This window comes from Lactococcus taiwanensis, assembly GCF_014905395.1.
Taxonomy (GTDB): domain Bacteria; phylum Bacillota; class Bacilli; order Lactobacillales; family Streptococcaceae; genus Lactococcus; species Lactococcus taiwanensis.
Map to the genome: position 1 here is coordinate 1 of NZ_BNDT01000001.1, position 22179 is coordinate 22179.

19 protein-coding genes, 1 tRNA gene and 1 pseudogene are annotated in these 22179 nt (G+C 37.5%); 18 read left to right on the forward strand and 3 right to left on the reverse strand.

The genetic code is table 11. From position 1 onward, the window contains the following. A pseudogene (locus JKP71_RS00005) lies at positions 1-93 on the reverse strand (GlsB/YeaQ/YmgE family stress response membrane protein); the annotation flags it as partial. Between the two features lie 259 nt (positions 94-352). Next, entirely contained in the window at positions 353-1246 is an 894-nt protein-coding gene (locus JKP71_RS00010; protein ID WP_200406571.1) for a WaaS/CpsH family glycosyltransferase, read from the reverse strand. Between the two features lie 665 nt (positions 1247-1911). Between JKP71_RS00010 and JKP71_RS00015 the strand changes: the two genes are divergently transcribed. From JKP71_RS00015 to JKP71_RS00025, 3 genes are all read left to right on the forward strand, one after another. Next, positions 1912-1985, forward strand: a tRNA-Met gene (locus JKP71_RS00015). A 100-nt stretch (positions 1986-2085) separates the two neighbouring features. Further along, positions 2086-2286 carry a bacteriocin gene (locus JKP71_RS00020; RefSeq protein WP_200406572.1) on the forward strand — a complete coding sequence of 67 codons (201 nt, stop codon included), beginning with the start codon at positions 2086-2088 and terminating at the stop codon, positions 2284-2286. A 128-nt stretch (positions 2287-2414) separates the two neighbouring features. Next, positions 2415-2615 carry a cold-shock protein gene (locus JKP71_RS00025; protein WP_075525106.1) on the forward strand — a complete coding sequence of 67 codons (201 nt, stop codon included), beginning with the start codon at positions 2415-2417 and terminating at the stop codon, positions 2613-2615. A 184-nt stretch (positions 2616-2799) separates the two neighbouring features. Here JKP71_RS00025 and JKP71_RS00030 read toward each other — a convergent pair whose 3' ends face one another. Then, a complete protein-coding gene (locus tag JKP71_RS00030) occupies positions 2800-3246 on the reverse strand; it encodes a GNAT family N-acetyltransferase (protein ID WP_200406573.1) in 447 nt (148 codons plus the stop codon). 364 nt (positions 3247-3610) lie between these two features. Between JKP71_RS00030 and JKP71_RS00035 the strand changes: the two genes are divergently transcribed. The 15 genes from JKP71_RS00035 (at position 3611) to JKP71_RS00105 (ending at position 22139) form a co-directional block, all read left to right on the forward strand. Further along, positions 3611-4384, forward strand: a complete 774-nt coding sequence (locus tag JKP71_RS00035; protein ID WP_200406879.1) for a TatD family hydrolase — start codon at positions 3611-3613, stop codon at positions 4382-4384. 37 nt (positions 4385-4421) lie between these two features. Next, positions 4422-4955: a P-loop NTPase family protein gene (locus tag JKP71_RS00040; protein WP_200406574.1), complete on the forward strand. Its 534-nt coding sequence runs from the start codon at positions 4422-4424 to the stop codon at positions 4953-4955. Then, on the forward strand, positions 4933-5502 hold the full coding sequence (gene rnmV, locus JKP71_RS00045; RefSeq protein ID WP_200406575.1) for a ribonuclease M5: 570 nt from the start codon (positions 4933-4935) through the stop codon (positions 5500-5502). Before JKP71_RS00040 ends, rnmV begins: the two co-directional genes overlap by 23 nt. Positions 5503-5580: 78 nt before the next feature. Further along, positions 5581-6465 carry a 16S rRNA (adenine(1518)-N(6)/adenine(1519)-N(6))-dimethyltransferase RsmA gene (gene rsmA / locus JKP71_RS00050; protein ID WP_075525103.1) on the forward strand — a complete coding sequence of 295 codons (885 nt, stop codon included), beginning with the start codon at positions 5581-5583 and terminating at the stop codon, positions 6463-6465. A 98-nt stretch (positions 6466-6563) separates the two neighbouring features. Beyond that, positions 6564-7622: a M24 family metallopeptidase gene (locus JKP71_RS00055; protein WP_200406576.1), complete on the forward strand. Its 1059-nt coding sequence runs from the start codon at positions 6564-6566 to the stop codon at positions 7620-7622. Positions 7623-7836: 214 nt separating this feature from the next. Beyond that, positions 7837-8394: an elongation factor P gene (gene efp, locus JKP71_RS00060; RefSeq protein ID WP_075525101.1), complete on the forward strand. Its 558-nt coding sequence runs from the start codon at positions 7837-7839 to the stop codon at positions 8392-8394. A gap of 175 nt (positions 8395-8569) precedes the next feature. Beyond that, a complete protein-coding gene (locus tag JKP71_RS00065; RefSeq protein ID WP_075525100.1) occupies positions 8570-8971 on the forward strand; it encodes an Asp23/Gls24 family envelope stress response protein in 402 nt (133 codons plus the stop codon). Continuing rightward, entirely contained in the window at positions 8964-9941 is a 978-nt protein-coding gene (nusB, locus tag JKP71_RS00070; RefSeq protein WP_200406577.1) for a transcription antitermination factor NusB, read from the forward strand. Before JKP71_RS00065 ends, nusB begins: the two co-directional genes overlap by 8 nt. Positions 9942-10157: 216 nt before the next feature. Further along, on the forward strand, positions 10158-12161 hold the full coding sequence (locus JKP71_RS00075; RefSeq protein WP_200406578.1) for a 4-alpha-glucanotransferase: 2004 nt from the start codon (positions 10158-10160) through the stop codon (positions 12159-12161). 90 nt (positions 12162-12251) lie between these two features. Then, positions 12252-13394: a glucose-1-phosphate adenylyltransferase gene (locus JKP71_RS00080; protein ID WP_075525097.1), complete on the forward strand. Its 1143-nt coding sequence runs from the start codon at positions 12252-12254 to the stop codon at positions 13392-13394. Further along, the gene (gene glgD, locus JKP71_RS00085) at positions 13384-14526 is read left to right on the forward strand and encodes a glucose-1-phosphate adenylyltransferase subunit GlgD (RefSeq protein WP_075525096.1); all 1143 of its coding nucleotides are present in this window, start codon (positions 13384-13386) and stop codon (positions 14524-14526) included. Before JKP71_RS00080 ends, glgD begins: the two co-directional genes overlap by 11 nt. A gap of 74 nt (positions 14527-14600) precedes the next feature. Next, positions 14601-16049, forward strand: a complete 1449-nt coding sequence (gene glgA, locus JKP71_RS00090) for a glycogen synthase GlgA (RefSeq protein WP_200406579.1) — start codon at positions 14601-14603, stop codon at positions 16047-16049. A 38-nt stretch (positions 16050-16087) separates the two neighbouring features. Beyond that, entirely contained in the window at positions 16088-18487 is a 2400-nt protein-coding gene (locus JKP71_RS00095) for a glycogen/starch/alpha-glucan phosphorylase (protein WP_200406580.1), read from the forward strand. A 165-nt stretch (positions 18488-18652) separates the two neighbouring features. Continuing rightward, positions 18653-20455 (forward strand): glycoside hydrolase family 13 protein, encoded by a 1803-nt coding sequence (locus tag JKP71_RS00100; protein WP_200406581.1) that lies wholly within the window; start codon positions 18653-18655, stop codon positions 20453-20455. 190 nt (positions 20456-20645) lie between these two features. Beyond that, entirely contained in the window at positions 20646-22139 is a 1494-nt protein-coding gene (locus JKP71_RS00105; RefSeq protein WP_200406582.1) for a peptide MFS transporter, read from the forward strand. Positions 22140-22179 lie beyond the last annotated feature (40 nt).

Consider the following 22179-nt stretch of genomic DNA (forward strand, 5'->3'; position numbering starts at 1 on the left):
GATATTAGCGATCCAGCCCATCGATCCCCCTTTATTTGTGATTGCCCCTGCAATCAAACCAATAATAGCTCCTACTATTAACGACCAAATCATAAAATACCTCTTTCTAGTATGCACTGTCTTTTTAGGTAATTTATTGCATACATCTATGGTTATACTCTACCATAACGAGAATGGAGACTCAAAAAAATTGTTTTGTTTTTAAGAACAATTTTATTTTAGTAGCGTTTTCTCTAATTTACGTTTAATGTATATGACAGTTTTCTTTTAGATACTAAGATCATTTAGCTTTTTAAATAGCATAGTATTAAAACTAGGGTTTAGTAGTTTTTTTATGCTTATTTAGTTATATCTAATTATTTGAATCAAAATATAAGCCGTTCTCTTCTAGTCTTTCTTCACAGAAAAAACGCTGAAGCCATGACTGAGGCTCGAAAAATCGAATCATATCAGCGTTGAGCTGTTTATGTGGCTTACTCATGAATGCTGGCAAATCTTCTAAAGAATCATGTCCTAAAATAAAAATATTATCTGGATGATAAAAATAGTAACGTTTAATTTCCAGATTTGTAGTGACGAGCTTTTTTTGGAAAAATAATGACTCCATCGTACGAAGTGTTAGTCCATGTTGCTCTTCTTGCATTATTTCTAATATTCCATTGGAGGGGGATAGAAATTCTAAAAACTGCTGATAAGGGAGGTATCCTCTATTTTTATGTCCCTCATTGCCTTCAATGATGAAAAGATTCAAAGAAATTCCCAAATTTCCAAATTTGCTTTCTAGAACATGGGCCATATTCCGTCTTCCTTTGTTATTGCCTCCGAAAAACAAATCGTATTGAGGTGCTTGTTTTGAGAGCTCTACACATGATTTATAGAAGGTGGAGTTATGATAGAGGCCGAATTTTTTTGCTTCAATGGGATCGAAACTATAGTAATCATCGATGCTACCATCTTTTTTCGTATCCAATAATAACTCAAGTCTCTTGTCCGCTATCTTATTCCAAAAAAAGAGGACTAAACGTGCGGAAGTATATTTTTTTACTTGCTTTGCATACTCAGGATGGAAGCCACTATCCATAAAAATAATAAGTTGGTAACGAGCTAACTTTTCTGCTTCTTTAGAATTAAACTTTGTTAGTTCTTTTAATTCATTCCCCGACATTACGTCTATTTCTGTTAGAGCATCAAAGAAATAAAGGTGACTATCTTTTGCAACGAGCAACACTTCCACAGTATCTGTCATATATCTTCCTCCATATCTTGTATTACTGTAATCATATAATAAAAAAATTAAGTAATCAAAAGAATAGGTTCGAAAATTTTAAATTATTTATACAATACATGAAATGAATAAGCTATTTTCTTGTGAGAAAGGAAATAATTTCTTTGAGTTTTTCATTCAAAGTAGTTGCATTGTGGATAAAAGGTAAAGTAGGATTCTTGTAACATAGACGATTTAGTAATATTATTTACATCTGATTTATTTTATGGATCGATTTATTGCTCACTTAGCACTTTTCCTAAGCCACAAAAGTCACTCCTTGAGCATATTGGTATATACTTTTTTGTATTCTATGATATACTTTTATAAACAAATTTGAGAGGAAGATGAACGTGATAAGAGTTAACAAAAGTTGGTATTACACAGCGATTTTAGGAATATTTCTAAGCGTTGGAAGCATTTATGTTTTCCATGGCGTTGTAGCAGAAGTATTAAGATTTCTGGGATTAGCTTTAGTCATTGGAGCAGTAACTTGTGCAAATTTGGGTCTTCTGATTAGACATTTAAGAAAAAGAAGAGGGCTTTTTTACTAACTTTATGCCAATAAAAAACAAGAGATGGGACAGCTTATCTCTTTGAGGCATTAGTAGATTTGACAAGGGTAGGGATTAGTGTTATACTTGCGAAGCGGGATGGAGCAGCTCGGTAGCTCGTCGGGCTCATAACCCGAAGGTCATAGGTTCAAATCCTATTCCCGCAATACATAGGATGAGTGAGTAAGGACGATAGGTCCTTATTTTTCATATAAAACTGTGCGGAGAATGAAACTTTAAAGAAGATTTAGAGAGGTTGGAAATTAAATGGAAACTGGCGACTGTATTACATTGGCAAATGGTGAGAAGGCACGAATAATCTCTGGGGATGTTACGATTTATAAAAATGCCTTGGTAGTAGAACTTGAAAATAAAGATGTTAGAGTTGTTGATAGAGAAACCTTAAATCTTGCTAAAGCAAATCCTCATGACAATCTAGGCAATCATAAAAGAATACGCGAACTCTGATTTGGAAACATTGACTTTCGGACCTATAGATGATACTATGAGGGTGTAGGTTTTGTCTCGAGTTTAAATGTTTTAGGAATGCACTTTTTCGCAAAATAGGATTTACAATTTAGCGAAAGGAGTTTCTAATGATAAGAGGAACAATAAACTGGTTTAATATTGATAAAGGTTATGGATTTATCTTGACTGAAGATAGTCAAGATGTATTTGCCTATCTTTCAGATATCCAAGGGAGTGGTTTTAAGAAGTACATTGACGGACAAAAAGTTACATTTGAGGTTGCAATGACATCACGAGGACGTTTTGCTTCGAATGTGCATAAAATTTGAATCTAAATGAAATAAAAGCAAGGCGTTGACCTTGCTTTTTTTATTTGATATAACTTTAGAAAGACTAATATAAATAGCTATTGCTAACGTTAAATTGTTTGACTTTAATGTGTTGCTTTTGATGAAATAAAATGAGAAATGTATGATATTTTGGTACTGCAATGGGAAATTTTAGTTCTCATAATCAGTCAATTTTACGCATATATAAAATGGGATAATTGTTTCCTTGTTCATCGAATTCGCTTCGTTTATAGGTTTGAAAGCCCATATGTTCATAAAATCCTCTAGCCAGTGGATTTTGTTCATTGACAGTCAATTTTTGCACAGCGTAATGCTCAATGCCATAGGATAAAAGCTGTTTTCCTAATCCCTTGCCTCGATTTTTGTCTGCTATAAAGAGCATCTCGAGTGTTTGATTGCTAATTCCCATAAATCCTAGAGGCTGTTTAGAGGTGTCTTCTAGGATAATCAAATGTTCGATGTTTTTCAGGGCATCTGGGACACATTTTTTGATGTTATTGATTTCTTCATCTGATAAGAAGTCATGTGTTGCTCTGACAGAACTTTCCCAAATAATCAATAAGCGTTCAATTAAATCTGTTGTTAGTGTCTTAATTTCTATCATTTTCATCTTTATCTCCTTGTTATTTTCATTATTCTATCATAGTATACTGCATAAATTAAAGTTTCAAGTTGATTAGTGACTCTTGTTATAGAGCCTGATTCCATTATTTTTGCTATAATAAACAGTGTAAAAAGCAAGGCTTTCTTATTATAGAGAAGATGTCTTAAGGCGAGAAGATGGCGGGTTATGTTTGTTCTCTCAGTTAGTCTTGTAGGTTCTTTATGAAGAGTAAAAAAGGTGAAAATTTGAATAATAGTACTCGTAAAAGCAGACTAAGAGGATAAGAAAGGTGAGAAAACATAATTTTTCAATAAGACTTAAAGCACAAAAGAGGCATTAGGAATGATGAGGAATTATGATGAATAACATGATAGAAATTTTTGATACACATACACATCTCAATACTAGTGAATTTGAAGGTCGGATCCAAGAAGAGCTGCTTAAGGCGCAAGATTTTGGCGTAACAAGAATTAATAATGTGGGAAGCAACTATGAATTAAATGATGCAGCACTTTTGTTGGCTGAGAAATTTGAAGAATGCTACGCAACAATTGGCTGGCATCCTGATGATGCTGCTGAATTTGATGACCAAGCTGAAAATTATTTACTGACCAAGCTGTCAGCAAAAAAAGTTGTTGCTCTTGGAGAAATTGGTTTGGATTATCACTGGATGGTCCGTCCGAAAGAAGAACAAGAACGAGTTTTTAGAAGACAAATCCAAATTTCTAAGGAAATCGGTCTGCCTTTTCAAGTTCATACACGTGATGCGCTTGATGATACTTATGAAATTATTAAATCAGAAGGTGTTGGTCCTGCTGGTGCGATTATGCATTCGTTTTCTGGGACAGCCGATGAGGCACTCAAATTTGTAGAGCTTGGAATGATGATTTCTTTTTCAGGTGTAGTCACTTTTAAGAAGGCTCTTGATGTTCAGGAGGCTGCGGCTACAGTTCCCTTGGACAAAATTTTAGTGGAAACTGATGCGCCTTATTTAACACCAATGCCATATCGTGGAAAAGAAAATAGACCAGCTTACACAAAATATATTATTGAGAAAATTGCTGAATTACGTGAAATTTCTGCTGATGAAGTGGCTAAAGCGACAACAGAAAATGCCTTGAGGATTTTTGGCTTGAAAAAATAAATTCGTATTTATTTTGATTTGGATAGGAGCTATTTTTATGAAAATTATGATTATTGGTAGTTCAGGAAGTGGTAAATCAACTTTTGCAAGAGAATTAGGAAAAATTACAAGTTATCCTATTTTGCATTTAGATAAGGTTTTTCATAAATATCCAAGTGAAATTGCCAGAGAAAAGTTACGTGAGGCGACAAGAATTTTTATTTTTCAAAATGAGAATGTGATTATTGATGGAAATTACGGTTCAACTTTAGATGAGCGATTACCTTTTGCTGATGAAGTAATCTGGTTGAAGACACCCCGTTTAAAAACAACGTTTCGGGTGATTAAGCGCTCGATTAAGAGTCGTGTTTTTGGTAAAAATCGTCCAGATATTGCTGAAGAGTTCAAAGAAAAATGGGACAAGGAATATTTAGAATTTTTAAAATTTGTTTGGACCTTTCCTGAAAAAGAGTTTCCACAGATTGAGCAAAAAATAAAAAAATTTAATGTTGAAAATAAAGTGATTATCCTTAAAAATCGAAGAGATAAAGAGAAATATTTAGCAAATTATGGTAGAAAAGCAAAAAATTAATGAAGTAATTGTGGTAGAGGGACGAGATGACACAGCGAATCTTAAGCGTTATTTTGACTGTGAGACCTATGAAACAGGAGGTTCATCTATTGATGACAGAGATTTAGAACGACTAAAGAGGTTAGAAGATAAGCGAGGAATTATTGTTTTTACTGATCCAGATTTCCAAGGAGAAAGAATTCGTAAAATCATAATGAAAGCCGTTCCAAATGCTAAACATGCTTTTTTAAATCGCGATGAGGCAAGACCTAAAGGTAAGGGCTCACTGGGTGTAGAACATGCGAAGTATGAAGACCTAAAGCGTGCCCTTAATTCTGTTTTGGGCGGAGATGCGGTACTGACAGAGCAGTCAGTAAAGTTGGAGCAAGCGGATTTGATGGCTCTTGGCTTAATTATGAGAGCAGATAGTCGAAAACGACGTGAATATGTATGTGAGCAGCTCCGAATTGGTTATGCGAACGGAAAACAAATTGAAAAAAGGCTCAATATGTTTGGCATTTCCAAGTCACAGTTGGAAACAATCATGGCGTCTTATAGAGGAGTTTGAAAATTTGGGTGAGCACTCAGAAGGTTATCGAGTCGAAGTAGAGTAGCTTTTAGTTCAAATTTCCGTTATAATAACACTATGACAAAAACAGATATTGATCGGATTTCAAATATCATTCGGACTCAGGACATCTTGCGTCGACATGATTTTAACTTCAAGAAAAAATTTGGCCAGAATTTTTTAACTGACCATAATATTTTAACTAAAATAACACAAACAGCGGGGCTATCTAAACAGGTAAATGTTATAGAAATTGGTCCAGGGATTGGATCGCTGACTCAGTATCTCTTAGAAGAAGCTGCTGAAGTGATGGCTTTTGAAATTGATAAAACATTAATCCCAATCTTAGATGAAACTTTGGAAAACTATGATAATTTTACTTTGGTTAATGCGGATATCTTGAAAGTGGACTTAGCGACTCAAATTCAGCAATTTAAAGATCCAAGTTTACCAATTAAGGTCGTTGCAAATCTGCCTTACTATATCACCACTCCGATTTTGATGCATCTGATTGAAAGTAAGATTCCTTTTGCGGAGTTTGTAGTGATGATGCAAAAAGAGGTAGCGGATCGAATCGCTGCAAAGCCAAATAGTAAAGCATATGGCTCGTTATCCATTGCGGTGCAATATTATATGGAAGCGAGTGTTGCTTTTGTTGTGCCTCGAACGGTCTTTATTCCCGCACCAAATGTGGACTCAGCCATTTTAAAAATGGTGCGACGTGAACAGCCATTGGTTGAGGTGCAAGATGAAGCATGGTTCTTTAAAACAATGCACAGTGCTTTTGTCCATCGCCGTAAAACACTGATGAATAATATGCAGGCTGCTTTTGGTAAGGAAAACAAACCTGAAATTGAAAGACTACTTGCCCAAGCTGAAATAGCACCGACGATACGAGCTGAAGCTTTATCTATCGCAGAGTTTGGCAAGTTGGCTGATGCCCTTTTACCCTTGAAAAAATAAATTTGGAAAAACGTTAGGAGGACCTAGCGTTTTTGTGTTATGATGGAGAAAAAGGTTCGTGGTCTAACGTAAAAGGTCACTAGAGTTGTGAGGAAATGATGAGACTGGAAAAATTAAGAGCAAAGCTGACGGCGGAACAGATAGATAGTTTCTTGGTTACGGATAAGCAAAATATTTATTATCTAACTGGATTTTCAGGGACAGCAGCAACCGTACTTTTGACCAAAACGCGGAATATTTTTATGACTGATAGTCGTTATACAGAAATGGCGCGCAGTCTCATCAAGGACTTTGAAATTATTGAAACGCGGGATCCTATAAGTCTACTGACAGAGCTGTCAGTAAGTGAACAATTTAAAAATATGGCATTTGAAGAGACTGTAGATTATGCCTTTTTCAAAAGATTATCAAGAAGTATGACGAAAATTGACCTTTTTTCAACCAGCAATTTTTTATTGGAATTACGTCAGGTTAAAGATTCAGATGAAATCCAAAAGATTCGTCAGGCTTGTGCGATTGCTGATCAGGCTTTTCGAGAAGTCCTCAAGTTCATTGAGCCAGGTCGTAGCGAAATTGATGTGGCTAATTTTCTAGATTTCAAAATGAGAGCATTGGGTGCGAGCGGGATTTCTTTTGAAACGGTTGTGGCAAGTGGCAAACGTAGTGCCCTGCCACATGGCGTCGCTACTCACAAGTTGATTGAGTTTGGGGATCCCGTTACGATTGATTTTGGCTGTTATTATCATCATTATGCCAGTGATATGACCCGAACAATTTTTGTTGGTGAAGTGAGTGATCCTTTAGCTGAAATTTATAACATTGTGCATCAAGCAAATACGACGCTGATCGAGCAAGCAAAAGCAGGCATGACTTATGCCACTTTCGATGAGTTACCTCGAGCGGTGATTCGTGAAGCGGGTTATGCAGCACAGTTTACACATGGAATTGGGCATGGCTTGGGGCTCGAGGTGCATGAAATCCCTTATTTTAGTGCTGCCATGACCCAACCTCTCTTAAAGGCAGGAATGGTTGTGACCGATGAGCCAGGGATTTATTTACCCAATCAAGGAGGGGTGAGGATTGAAGATGACCTTTTGATTACTGAAAAGGGATGTGAAGTCCTGACAAATGCCCCAAAAGAGCTTATCGTTATTTGAAAAAGCCTCAAGATTATGATAAAATAAGTTGTTAAATCCTGTCATTTCACATTTTTCGTGCACAAAAAATGCTGACCAAGCGGTCAGTAAGCTGATAAGCTGTTTTACAGACAGCAACCGAACTTGTACTGAAAGAAACTTACTGACAGAGCTGTCAGTAGCCACGAAAGTGACAGAATATCTAAATTTATACATACTAGGAGAAACATAAACAATGGTTTTAGCAAAAGATCTTAAATCAGGCATGACATTTTTGAACGGAGACAAACTCCTGCGCGTGATGGAAGCAAGCCACCACAAACCAGGTAAAGGGAATACCATCATGCGTATGAAACTTAAAGACGTGCGCTCTGGATCAACTTTCGACGATACATACCGTCCTGAAGATAAATTTGAACAAGCTGTTATCGAAACAGTAACTGCTCAATACCTTTACTCAATGGATGATACAGCTAACTTCATGAATAATGAAACGTATGAACAATACGAAATTCCAGTGGAACAAGTCAAAGACGAACTCCTTTATGTCCTTGAAAATACTGACGTAAAAATCCAATTTTACGGTACAGAAGTGATTGGGATCCAATTGCCAACAACAGTTGTGCTTGAAGTAACTGAAACACAACCTTCAATCAAAGGGGCTACTGTAACTGGTTCAGGTAAACCAGCAACTATGGAAACTGGTTTGGTAGTTAACGTCCCTGACTTTGTTGAAGTTGGGACAAAACTTGAAATCAATACCCAAACAGGTGAATACTTGAAACGTGCTTAAGTCGTAAGTACTTTGACAGATTTACTGACGGCTCTGTCAGTAAATCTGTCGTCTTTGAACGTTGGATTCTTTACCTTTTTTAAGAAGGAAGAATTTAAAACAGTAAAAAAATGTGGGCATAAAAGAAGACTTTTTCTGATTTTACCCACATTTATCGCTTAAAGAGGAAATCAATATGGCAGAAAAAACTGTACATTCTGAAGAACTTGGTGATATTGTTATCGCACCAGAAGTTCTAGAAGTCATTATCGGCATTACAACCGCCAAAATCGATGGCGTTTATGCACTGCGCAACAAACGTTTTTCTGATCGCCTTGGAAAACAAAATGAAGGACGCGGTGTTTACATTGAATCAACAGATGATAAAGTCGCTGTAGATATCTATGTTTACCTGACTTATGGCGTAAGCGTTCCGGCAGTTGCCGCTAAAATCCAAAAAGAAGTGAAAGAAGCAGTTGCTCAAGCTACTGAGATTGTAATTGATGAAGTCAATATCCATATCGTGGGTGTCATGACTGAAAAACAAACCAAACCAGCACTTGAAGATTTGTTTGACGAGGGGTTCTTTGATGCCTAGAACGCTCACACAACACCAAATTCGCCAACGTGCTGTTCAAACGCTTTTTAGCTATACTGTTCAAAATGAAATGGCAACAACTGTTGTCAAAGCTTTCCGAGAAAATGTTGAAAAACTTGAAGCAGTGCTTGCCCAAACCATCCGCTTTGACGTTGATTTTCGTGATGAGCGAATCACGGTCCGTAAATTTCCCAAATCCCTCTCAGAACCACTTGAGAAGATTTACGAAATCTATGAGATTCTCGGTGTGGAAAATATCGAAAAAACAACGGTAGCTAAAGCGCTTGCTTTTATGCGCGACTTTGGTGGTTACGCTAAAAAAATGAATGAATACGAAGCCACTAACTTGTTTAGTGGCATTATGGCCAATCTTAATCTGATTCGTCTTTTTCAGATTGAACTCGATGAAGAGCCAGTCGCTCCAAAAGTACTGGAGTTTTTGAAAAATTTGCCTGAAAAGGCTACAAGCGATGAAGCTTATGCCACTTTCAAAAAAACCTTTGCTTTTCTTCATGAAAATATTCTTGAGCGCTATTCAGAGGAACTTTTTGTACCAGCCAAATTAGCAACAGAGCTTGACGAAAAACTAGCGCAAGCAGAACAAGAAGCCCATGCTCAGACTCAGGCTTTGCTCGGACGTACTAAAACTTTCGTGCTCAATTATGATAATGAACAAGCTGGAAATTTGGACGAACCAAGCTATTTCACTACACTAGTAGATGGGGTTCTTCAGCAAAAAGAAACCCTCGATGAAAAGCTTTCTGCTTATCTCGCTAAAAATTGGAGTTTTGCTCGACTTACGTTGATTGAACAAGTTATCTTAGAAGTATCAGCTTACGAAATTTTATTTACAGATACCCCAGATGTCGTAGCGGTAAATGAAGCCGTAGAGCTTTCTAAAGACTTTAGTGACGACAAATCCAGCCGCTTTATTAACGGAGTCTTGACTAATTTTATTAAAAAAGATTAATAACTCGAACCTTATTAGTTCTACTAATGAGGTTTTTTTATTCTCTAAAATATGTTTTGTAATCCAATCATAATGTTTGGGTTTTACTGTAAAAAAATTTATTTTTTCTGAAAAGTCGCAATTGATAGTGGTATATCAATGAGAAATAGGTTATAATGAGAAAAGAAATACTAGAAACCGTTTTCTTGTAGTAAAAATAATAATTGGAGGTATAAAATGTCAGCTGATTTTACTCTAACCGGAGGTGAACACAATGCCTTTCATACGGGATTAGCCATACCCGTTTTTTCGCTAAGAACAGAGCAATCTAGCGGAGTCGGACAGTTCTCAGATTTAAAAAAATTAGCCGATTTTGCTAAAAAGACCCAAATGGATGTCATCCAGTTGTTACCTATCAACGACACGACGACCTTTATGGATTGGCGAGATTCTTATCCTTATCGCGCCATCTCTGTTTTTGCTCTTCATCCTATTTATCTTGATATCCATAACTTCCAACCTTACTATACAAAATTACAAAAACAAAGATTGGCAGAAGCGGAAGCAGAATTAAACGAGCTGGAGCAACTTGACTACGAGCGAGTCTTGGCACTAAAATGGCAATATGCAAAGTTCATTTATCGCAAATGTGCTGTAAAAGTGAAAGATACAGCCGCCTATTTAGAATTTTATGAAAAAAATAAAAATTGGTTAGAACCCTATGCGGTCTTTTCTTATCTGCGCGATAAATATAAAACGGCTGATTTTACTAAATGGAAAACTTATGCTAGCTATTCAAGTGACTACTATAAGCAGTTACAAGAAAATAAAGATGCAGCCAAAAAATTAGATCTTCTTATTTTTGTACAATACTTACTTCATCAACAGTTAACAGATGCGGTGTACTATTGTCACAGCTTAGGGATTGCTCTGAAGGGGGACATTGCGATTGGCATTGCTCATGATTCCGTTGATGCTTGGACGAATCCTAACCTCTTTCATCTTGAAATGCAAACCGGAGCACCACCTGATGCCTTTTCAATGACGGGTCAAAATTGGGGTTTTCCAACCTACAATTGGGCGGAAATGGCAAAAGAAAATTATGACTGGTGGAAAAAGCGGTTATTAGCCATGGCTGAATATTTTGATGCTTACCGTCTAGACCATATTCTTGGTTTTTTTCGGATTTGGGAGATTCCAGCGGAGGCCATACGCGGACTTTTGGGGCAATTTTCTCCTGCTCTTGCTCTGAGCCCTGAAGAAATTGAGCAAAATTATGGAATTCCGTTCAGAGAATGGGGAATAGAACGTTTCACAGAGCCATTTATAAAAGATTGGGTCATTGACGAAATCTTCGGTAGAGATAACCGTGACACGGTCATACAAAACTTTTTAAACTACAAAGGGCATGGTAATTATGAGTTTAACACCTCCTATAATTCTCAGAAAAAAATTGAGCGTGCTCCCCTCGCTGATTGGTTGAAAGAAGGACTTTATATTCTTCATGAGAATGTTATTTTCTTAAAGGATCATACCAACGATCACCTCTATCATCCTCGAATTACGTTTACCTCAACAATTAGTTTTCGAGAATTTGGTGAAGATTATAAAAAACGGTTAGAAAAACTTTATAATGATTATTTCTATGGAAGAAATGATTTAATTTGGCAAGAAGAAGCCTACAAAAAATTACCAATTCTAAAAGAAGCTACGGCTATGGTAGCTTGTGGTGAAGATCTTGGCATGGTCCCAGAAAATGTTCCGGATGTGATGTATCGGCTAGGTATACTACGATTAATTATCGAACGCATGCCATCAGATAATAGTTTCGTCAATCCTCTACAGTATGCCCCCTACCTGTCAGTTGTTACGACTTCAAGTCATGATACAAGCCCTTTAAGGGCCTGGTGGGAAGAAGATTATTTTCGGACGCAACGTTATTATAATGAGATTATGGGTTGGCAGGGAGCCGCACCAAAACAGGCGACCGTAGAAATTGTTAAAGAAATTATTGGCCGACATTTAAGCTCTAATGCAATGATGGTGATCTTGCCGCTTCAGGATTGGTTAGCGCTGGATGAACAGCTCCGAAAAGAAAATCCACAGAGTGAACAAATTAATATTCCTTCTGAACCCTTTCATTATTGGCGCTATCGTCTTCACTGCACCATTGAGTCACTCCTTGAAAATGAGGAGTGGACAGATTTCTTAGCTCGATTTGTTTCAGCACATCGAAAATAAAGGATAAGCGTATTATTTTGTTTTATAAGAAAAAAATTATAAAATATTAAGAAATATGATAAAGTTTATAAAAATGGAGGTTTAATTCATATGGCAACAGAAATGCTCGGACTTATCCTTGCTGGCGGGCAAGGAACACGCCTTGGGAAGCTTACAAAAGATGTAGCTAAACCAGCTGTACCTTTCGGCGGACGTTACCGCATCATAGATTTTGCGCTTTCTAACTGTGCAAATTCTAATGTGAAAAATGTGGGGGTTATCACTCAATATCAGCCGCTCACATTAAATGCCCATATTGGAAATGGCTCACCTTGGGGATTAAATGGAATTAATAGTGGTGTGACCATCCTTCAACCTTATTCATCTCAAGAAGGTTCAAAGTGGTTCGAGGGGACTTCACATGCAGTTTATCAGAACATTGCTTATATTGACCAACAAAATCCAGAATATGTCTTGATTTTATCTGGAGACCATATCTATAAAATGGATTACGAGGCCATGCTCGAAAGTCATAAAGAACGTGGCGCAAGTCTTACTGTATCCGTCATGGAAGTACCGCTTGAAGAAGCAAGCCGTTTTGGGATTATGAATACTGATGATAATGATCGGATTATTGAATTTGAAGAAAAACCTAAAAATCCAAAATCGAACCTTGCCTCAATGGGAATTTACATTTTTAACTGGAAGAGGCTGCGTGAAGTCTTAGTAAATGGTTATTCTAAAGGAAATCCAATGGAGGATTTCGGAGGAGATGTAATTCCTGCTTATATTGAAGCGGGTGAAAATGTCTTTGCCTACCGTTTTAAAGGCTATTGGAAAGATGTCGGAACAATTGATTCGCTACACCAATCCAGCATGGAATTTTTAAGTTTGGACAATGAATTAAACATTACGGATAAATCCTGGCGAATTTATTCACGCAATGATATTTCCGCTCCACAATTTATTACAGAAAAGGCCGAAATCCAAGATGCTTTAATCGGGGATGGTTGCTATATTGATGGCTCAGTTAAACATTCTATCTTGTCACAAAATGTTCATGTTCAAGAGGGGACATTAATTGAAAATAGCTTTATCATGTCGGGTACTTTTATTGGGTCCAATGTGGTCATAAAGAATGCTATCGTGGGAGAAAACGCGAAAATTGGGGATAACGTGCAAGTGATTGGTGAGGGAGAAATCGCCGTCATCGGACACGGAGAAATAAAGGGGGAAGATAAAAATGAACAATAGTAACAAAATGGCAGCCATTTTATCCAATGTTTCATCAAGTAATGCACTTTATCCACTGACGAGTGAACGACCAATTGCGACGCTTCCCTTTGATTGTAAGTATCGCATGATTGATTTTCCACTGTCTTCACTTTCGAATGCGCATGTGGATAATATTTTAATGACTTTTAATCAAGGCGAGACACAATCCGTTTTTGATCACCTTGGCTCTGGTGGTGAGTGGGGCTTAGATGGGTTTAAAAGCCGTTATTTTGTCTACCTCCAAGAAGACTTCCAGCGTTTGAAAGATCAAGGCAAAGAGTATTTTGCTCAACAATTGAGCTTTTTGAAAAAATCAAAAGCCCCTTATACAGTGCTCTTGGGAAGCAAATTCATTTGCAATGTTGATTTGAATGCGGTCTTGAAGATTCATAAGTTGGCTGGAAAAGAAATTACCGCCGTTTATAAAAAAGTCAGCCCTGATTTAGCAGGAGCTTATGATACGATTCTTCGCTTTGATGAGTCGGGTAAAATGACCAACTGTTATAAAAATCAACTGGAAGACCCTCAAGAAAAAGAAGCATTATGTCTTAATATTTTTATCGTGAATACTGCTTGTCTGATTGATTTCTTGGAAAAAATGCAGAAAGCCGGAGAACTCGCTTCAGTTTCCCACCTTTTGAGAGTACACATGAAAGAGTACGATGTGAATACGTATGAGTATACAGGCTATATGAGCAATATTACGGATATCAAATCTTATTATGATGCAAATATGGTGATGTTAGATTCGGCTAATTTTACTTCCCTTTTGTATGGCAGTCAGCCAATTTATACTAAAATAAAAAACGAAGTCCCCACTTACTTTTCTAAAGAAAGCAAGGTTGTGAAAAGTCAGCTCGGCTCAGGAGGAATTATTGAGGGAGAAATCAGAAGCTCGCTTATCTCACGCGGGGCAAAAGTACAAAAGGATGCCTTGATTGAGCACACCTTAATTTTTACTAACAGTCTTGTAAAATCTGGAGCTAAAATTCAGTATGCGATTATTGATAAAAATGTTGTCGTAGAAAATAATGTAAAAATTATTGGAACACCAGATAAGCCAGTAGTAATCCCTAAAGGAACAGTTGTTGCAGAAGATGTTCTTGAATAAATAAAAAGGGTGGAACTGCCTACTTTTCTACTTCATAAAGAAGGAGAACGAAAACAAAGAGAATGGAAAACGAAATGAAAATTTTATTTGCTTCTAGTGAGTGCGCACCCTTCTTTAAAACCGGGGGATTAGGGGATGTAACAGGAGCACTGCCAAAAGAATTGGCAAAGAAAAAAGAAATCTCAGAGGTCGCAGTCATCCTGCCTTATTTTAAAAGTGAAATGAAGAGCGAATATATCGAACTTTTACAGGATGAATTTTACGATTTTGTAGACGTTGGATGGCGTCGTGAATACGTAGGAGTAAAGAGCCTAGGAAAAGATGGAGTAAAATATTACTTTTTAGATAATGAACACTACTTTGGACGAGGGCAGCTTTATGGCTACTATGATGACGGAGAGCGTTTTGCTTTCTTTGATCTTGCTGTCTGTACACTTTTAGAGCGTTTGGATTTTATTCCTGATATTTTACACGTTAACGATTGGCAAACTGCTATGATTCCCTTCTTGTTGAAAGAGAAATTTTCTTGGATCAAAGCTTATCATAAAATCAAGTCCATCCTAACAATCCATAATATTGAGTTTCAAGGAATTATGCAAGGTACCGCATTAACTGAGCTTTTTGGTATGGGAATGGAGCGTTATTTTGAAGGAGTGGTCCGCCATAATGGCATGTTGAATATGCTGAAGACGGGTATTTTATACGCTGACCGAGTAAATACGGTATCTCCTAGTTATGCAAAAGAAATCCAAACCTCTGCTTTTGGCTGTGGCTTAGATCCTATTCTCCAATATGTTAAAGGAAAGGTATCTGGCATTCTCAATGGGATTGATTATGAAATCTACAATCCTGAAACAGATATCCACCTTGCTCATCATTTTACAGTGGATGACCGCATTGGAAAAGCTAAAATGAAAGAAAGTTTGCAAAAGCGGGTAGGGCTTCCCGTCAAAGCAGAAACACCGCTTTTAGGAATAGTGTCACGCCTTACGAATCAGAAAGGTTTTGATCTTGTCTTAACCCAACTTGAGACATTATTACAGGAAGACCTTCAAATTGTCTTATTGGGGACGGGTTTTCCAGAAATCGAAACGGCTTTTAAGCACTTTGCTCAACAATATCCTGATAAAATTTCAGCCAATATTGCATTTGATCTTCAGTTTGCACAGGAAATATATGCTGGTTCAGACTTCTTCTTAATGCCTTCAGCTTTCGAACCTTGTGGTCTTTCACAAATGATTGCAATGCGATATGGGACTTTGCCGATTGTTCATGAAATTGGAGGACTGAAAGATACTGTTGTACCATTTAATCCCAATACTAAAAAGGGGACGGGCTTTGGCTTTGTTAATTTTGATGGGTATGTGTTAAAGGACACCATTATGAGGGCGCTTCTTCTTTATAGGAACTCACCTCAGGTGATGAATCAACTGATAAAGGCAGCTATGCTGGAAGATTTTTCTTGGGAAAATAAATCGCAACGTTATGTTGAGCTTTATCAATCCGTGGAAAATGAGAGATAAGTTCAATTCAATCAAGAGCTTGTAAAAAGGAGGGGTGCATGAAGCTTTCTACAGAACAATTTAAACATGATTTTGAAGAACGTTTAACTTCAAAATTTGCAATCGAGCTCGCTAAGGCTGGTGCACAAGAAAAGTACGGCGCCTTATCTTCGGTGGTAAAGAATTATTACTCAAGTATCTGGGCAGCTGACAACCACTATAAAGATGAGAGTAATAAAAAGCAAGCTTATTATTTCTCTATTGAGTTTTTGCCCGGAAAAATGCTTAAGTCTAATCTCCTAAACCTAGGAATTTTAGATACTGTACGAGAAGGACTGAGTGATTTAGGGATAGATCTTGATGAGATTGCCCTTGAAGAACCTGACATGGCAATTGGGAATGGCGGTTTAGGACGATTAGCCAGCTGTTTTATGGATTCTGCAGCTTCAACGGGTCTACCACTTAATGGAAATGGAATCCGTTATCGCTATGGACTGTTTAAGCAAAAAATCGTTGATGGTTTTCAGGTCGAGTTGCCTGATTCATGGTTAGACAATGGGAATCCATGGGAGGTTAGGCGTTATGATAAAGCAGTAGAAGTTTGCTTTGGAGGAGAAGTCTGGCTTGAGGATGATGGCGAAGGGCATTTTATTCCCCATTATCAAAACCAAGAGCGGGTGCTTGCGGTTCCTTATGATACTCCAATGGTGGGTTTTGAAAATACCACGGTCAATAATATGTGTCTTTGGCGTTCTGAAGTTCCCAAAGATTTAGACCTCCGGTTCCAAAATCTCGAGTACATGAATCAAACTGCAATGCTTTCCTCTGAGTTGTATCCTAATGATTCAGATTATAATGGTCAACTCCTTCGCTTAAAACAAGAATATTTCTTTGTTTCAGCAGGTCTTCAACGAATTTTGCATCACTATAAAGCTACAAAGCAAGCGCCAATCACGCATATCAGCGATTTTATTTCAGTCCATATTAATGATACACATCCCGCTTTATGTGTGGCTGAGTTTATGCGTCTTCTTATTGATGAGTATCGGATAACGTGGGAAAGGGCTTGGAATATTACGGTTAAAGTAATGTCTTACACTAACCATACGATCTTGTCAGAAGCTTTGGAAAAATGGCCTGAAGAAATGGTGAAGTCACTCTTACCTCGGCTGTATCAAATTATCATCGAAATCGATCGGCGACGGACGGCGGAGCTTTTACCAAAAGTTGGTGCTAAATTGGTTCATAGCACTAGGATTGTAAAAGATGGACAAATCCATATGGCCCATCTTGCAATAATTGGTTCGCACTCGACAAATGGTGTGGCAAAATTACATTCTGATTTGTTGAAAGATGTTGAATTGCATGATTTTTATCTGATTTATCCAGAGCGCTTTAATAATAAAACGAACGGAATCGCTGACCGGCGTTGGAGTCAAATTGCAAACGAGCCACTCTCAAAGGTGCTCGATGAAACAATTGGGAAGAAGTGGCGATCTGATTTAAAAGAGCTCAAACTTTTAGAATCTTATAAAGAAGATGATGCCACATTGCAACGTCTACAAGAAGCGAAGTATGAGGACAAGGTAAAGCTTGCGAAATTAATTGAGGAACGCAATGGGATAGTGGTCAATCCAACTGCACTTTTTGACGTACAGGTCAAAAGGCTTCATGCTTATAAAAGACAACTTTTGAATGTTTTTCATATCATGAAGTTGTATTTTGAAATTAAAGAGAATCCAACAGCTGACCGTACAGCGCGGGTGCATATTTTTGGGGCTAAAGCAGCTCCAGGATATCATTATGCGAAGGCCATTATTAAATGTATCAATGAAATTGCTCGTTTAATAAATAACGATCCTGATATTGGTGACCAACTTAAAGTCGTGTTCTTAGAAAATTATAATGTCTCCTTAGCTGAAGTTATCATTCCTGCGGCTAATGTAGGCGAACAAATTTCTCTGGCTTCAAAGGAAGCATCTGGAACATCAAACATGAAATTTATGTTGAATGGTGCTCTAACTATTGGAACGTTGGATGGGGCGAACATTGAAATTTTTGAAGCAGCGGGTTATGAGAATGGTTTTGTTTTTGGTTTAACTAAAGATGAGGTTTATGATTATTATAAAAATGGTAATTACAATTCTCGTGATATCTATGAACAAAATCCACTGGTTCATCGGATTTTAGATACCTTTGTAGATGGAACAATTCCAAATATTTCAGCTGAAGGACAACAGATCTTCGATTCTTTGACAACTTATAATGATGAGTATTTTGTTTTGCGAGATTTTAATGATTATGTACGGGCACAAGAAGCACTTGAAAAATGCTATCAGGATCAAAAAGCATGGACTCAAGCTGCTTTAATGAACATTGCTAATGCCGGTCATTTTAGCTCTGATCGGACCATTCGAGAATATGCAGATGATATCTGGCACATTAAAGCTAAAAAATAATTACTGACAGGCTGGTCAGTAAAAAAAGCTCCTGTCAGTCAGTACAGGAGCTTTTAGATATTAAAAAATAGTTTTGATACTGTTCTAACATTGGATAAGTTTATGATAGAATGAAAGAAGTAGCATCATAAAGTAAGAAATTAATGAGAAATGAAATGAGAGAAGATGTATTATTACAATTCTTGGAGCACAGCGCATAAAAAACCTTTTGGCGCTATCAGGGTTGGCCAAATGATGGAAGTACTTTTTGATAGCGATAAGCCTCATGTAGAAGTTAAATTCATTATTCGGCGTGATTTTGGTAAACGCTATGAGTTTAGTATGGAAAGAACGGCAATAGGTAAATTTCGCGTCTTAGTACCATTTGATGTGGGAAGAGGACTTTACTTTTATTATTTCGAGATTTCTGAGCCGTCAGATTGGGGAAAGATTCGTCATTATTATGGCAGTACGGGAATCGGAGGTGAGGGCATCTTATATGGCAATGAACATGATGTGAAGCCCTATCAGTTGACAGTTTATGATGGAGAGGATGTAAGTCCCAAGTGGTATCGTGAAGCTATCTTTTATCAAATTTTTCCTGATCGTTTTCACAATGGAAACGAAGATGGGCATATTAATCATCCAAAGCCTAATTCTTTTATCTATGGAACGAAGGCAGATACACCCTTTTATGTCAAAGAAGAAAATGGGGATTTGGCACGGTGGGATTTTTTTGGGGGCAATCTCCAAGGGATTATCAAAAAAATACCCTATCTTAAAGAACTTGGTGTGACTGCGCTTTATCTCAATCCAATCTTTTCAGCGATAAGTAATCATCGTTACGATACTAGTGATTATTTAGAGATTGACTCAATGCTCGGAACGCTAGACGATTTTAAAGAGTTGCTCAAGAAAGCCCATGAGTCAGATATGCATGTAATATTGGATGGTGTTTTTTCACATGTGGGCAAAAACTCACGCTATTTTAATATCAACGGCGATTATGGTGATAGGGAAGGAGCAGCCAAAAATCCTGATTCTCCTTATTTCCAGTGGTTTAAATTTGAAAATTATCCCTTAGAGTATAAATCGTGGTGGGGCATAAAAGATTTGCCTGAGATTGACAAGGAAAATACTTCCTTCCAAAACTTTATCTATGGGCAGGAGGATTCTGTGCTAGCAAAGTGGAATAAGCTTGGCATAGACGGCTGGCGGCTGGATGTTGCTGATGAGCTTCCAGACCACTTTATTCGTGGGATTCGAGAGAATTTAGCACATTACCCTGAAAAAGTTTTGATTGGTGAGATTTGGGAAGATGCTTCCAACAAGATTTCGTATGGGGCGCGTCGCAACTATATTCTTGGTGAAGGCCTTCAGGGCTGTATGAATTATCCTTTTCGAGATTTGATTATCAACTTTTTGATAGGAAAGCGCTCAAGTCAAGAGACTGCTCAACGCTTTATGAGTTTATATGAAAATTACCCGCACAGCATCTTTTATGGAAATTTAAATAATCTGGGGACGCATGATACTGAGCGTATCTTAACAATGGTTGGATCACGCAATAATCTACTCGCTATTGCGATGTTGTTTAGCTTACCTGGCGTACCTTGTATTTACTATGGAGATGAGGTTGCACTTACAGGTGGTAAAGACCCTGATAATCGCAAATATTTTCCATGGGAAAAACCTAGAGATGAAGTTTTTCAAACTTATCAAGTTTGGTCGAAAAAACGAGTGAAAGAACAAGTACTGATTCAGGGGGACTTTTCGATGTTTTTCACTCCCACTTTATTGGGGATTCTGCGCTACACAGAGCAAGATGTATATGTTCAATTGATTAATTCGAATGAAGAAAATTTCACACTCAATTTTAAAGAAATTACCTTTTTACAGCCGCTCGACTTTCTTTCATTATTGGAACAATCTTTAAAGGATATTGAAATCCCAGGTAAGTCCCAAATCAATTTGATTCTATCACGCTAAAAAATTACTGACAGCCTGGTCAGTAATTTTTTTATGAGAAAAGTTATTTTGATAAATAACCTTCAAAAAATAGAAGAAACTTAGAAAGTTTCTTATTGTATCTGTTTGTCCCGCGTTTTCAAAGAAATCTGTATAGATAAAATTGTTTGACAACTTGACAAGTTGTATAGAAAACTTTATAATATATTTTATGGAAAATTTAAATAAAAAAGAAAAAACATTCTTCGGGCAACCGCGTGGGTTGCTGACGCTTTTCCAAACAGAGTTTTGGGAGCGATTTTCTTACTATGGGATGCGCGCCATCCTGGTTTACTACTTGTATGCTTTAACGACAGCTGATAATGCTGGTTTGGGACTTCCTAAAACGCAAGCGATGGCTATCGTAAGTATCTATGGTGCGTTAGTTTATTTATCAACAATTGTTGGTGGATGGATTGCAGACCGCTTGCTCGGGGCTTCGCAAACGATTCTTGTCGGAGGGATTCTCATCACCTTAGGACACGTTGCGTTAGCTACTCCATTTGGTTTAACTTCATTGTTCGTGGCATTATTCTTAATTATTTTGGGAACAGGGATGCTTAAACCAAATATCTCAAACATGGTGGGGCATTTGTATTCTAAAGAAGACCCTCGCCGTGATACAGGATTTAACATCTTCGTTGTCGGTATCAACATGGGATCATTGATTGCTCCTCTGATTGTAGGGACAGTTGGTCAAGGAATAAATTATCACCTTGGTTTCTCGCTGGCTGCTATCGGGATGATTGTAGCACTCTTTGTATATTGGTACGGCCGCATTCGTCATTTCCCAGAAATTGGACGTAAGCCTTCTAATCCTATGGATGCGAAAGCAAAACGTAATTTCTTGATTAGCTTAGTCGTTGTGATTATCGTTGCCTTTGCGGCTTTCTTTGCGCTTTATAAAGCGAGCCCTGAGCATTTTATTGATAACTTTATCAATGTTTTGTCAATCGTTGGGATTGTGGTACCCATCATCTATTTTGTAATGATGTTTACGTCTAAAAAAGTAGAGACTGATGAACGTCGTAAGTTAACAGCTTATATCCCCCTCTTTTTATCTGCTATTGTTTTTTGGGCTATTGAAGAACAAAGCTCAACAATCATTGCAGTATGGGGTGAATCTCGTTCTAATTTAAATCCAACTTGGTTTGGTATCACTTTCCACATTGACCCCTCATGGTATCAATTGCTTAATCCCCTCTTTATCGTTGTGCTCTCTCCTCTCTTTGTTCGTCTTTGGAACAAATTAGGTGATCGCCAACCTTCAACCATCGTGAAATTTGGTTTTGGTTTGTTGTTAACAGGGGCTTCTTACCTCATCATGACATTGCCAGGTTTACTTAACGGGACAGCTGGTCGTGCGAGTGCTTTGTGGCTTGTACTTATGTTTGCGGTTCAAATGGCTGGTGAACTTCTCGTTTCGCCGGTTGGGCTTTCTGTATCAACAAAACTGGCACCTGTCGCCTTCCAATCTCAAATGATGGCTATGTGGTTCTTGGCTGACTCAACATCACAAGCAATTAATGCACAGATTGCACCTTTCTTTAATGCTTCCACAGAAGTTCACTTCTTTGGTATTGTTGGGATTATCGGTATCGCTGTCGGCATCATCTTGTTGTTAGTCAAACGCCCAATTCTAAAATTAATGGGCGACGTACGTTAATGAAATAAAAGGGAGAATAAAGATCTATCAGAAGTGGTAG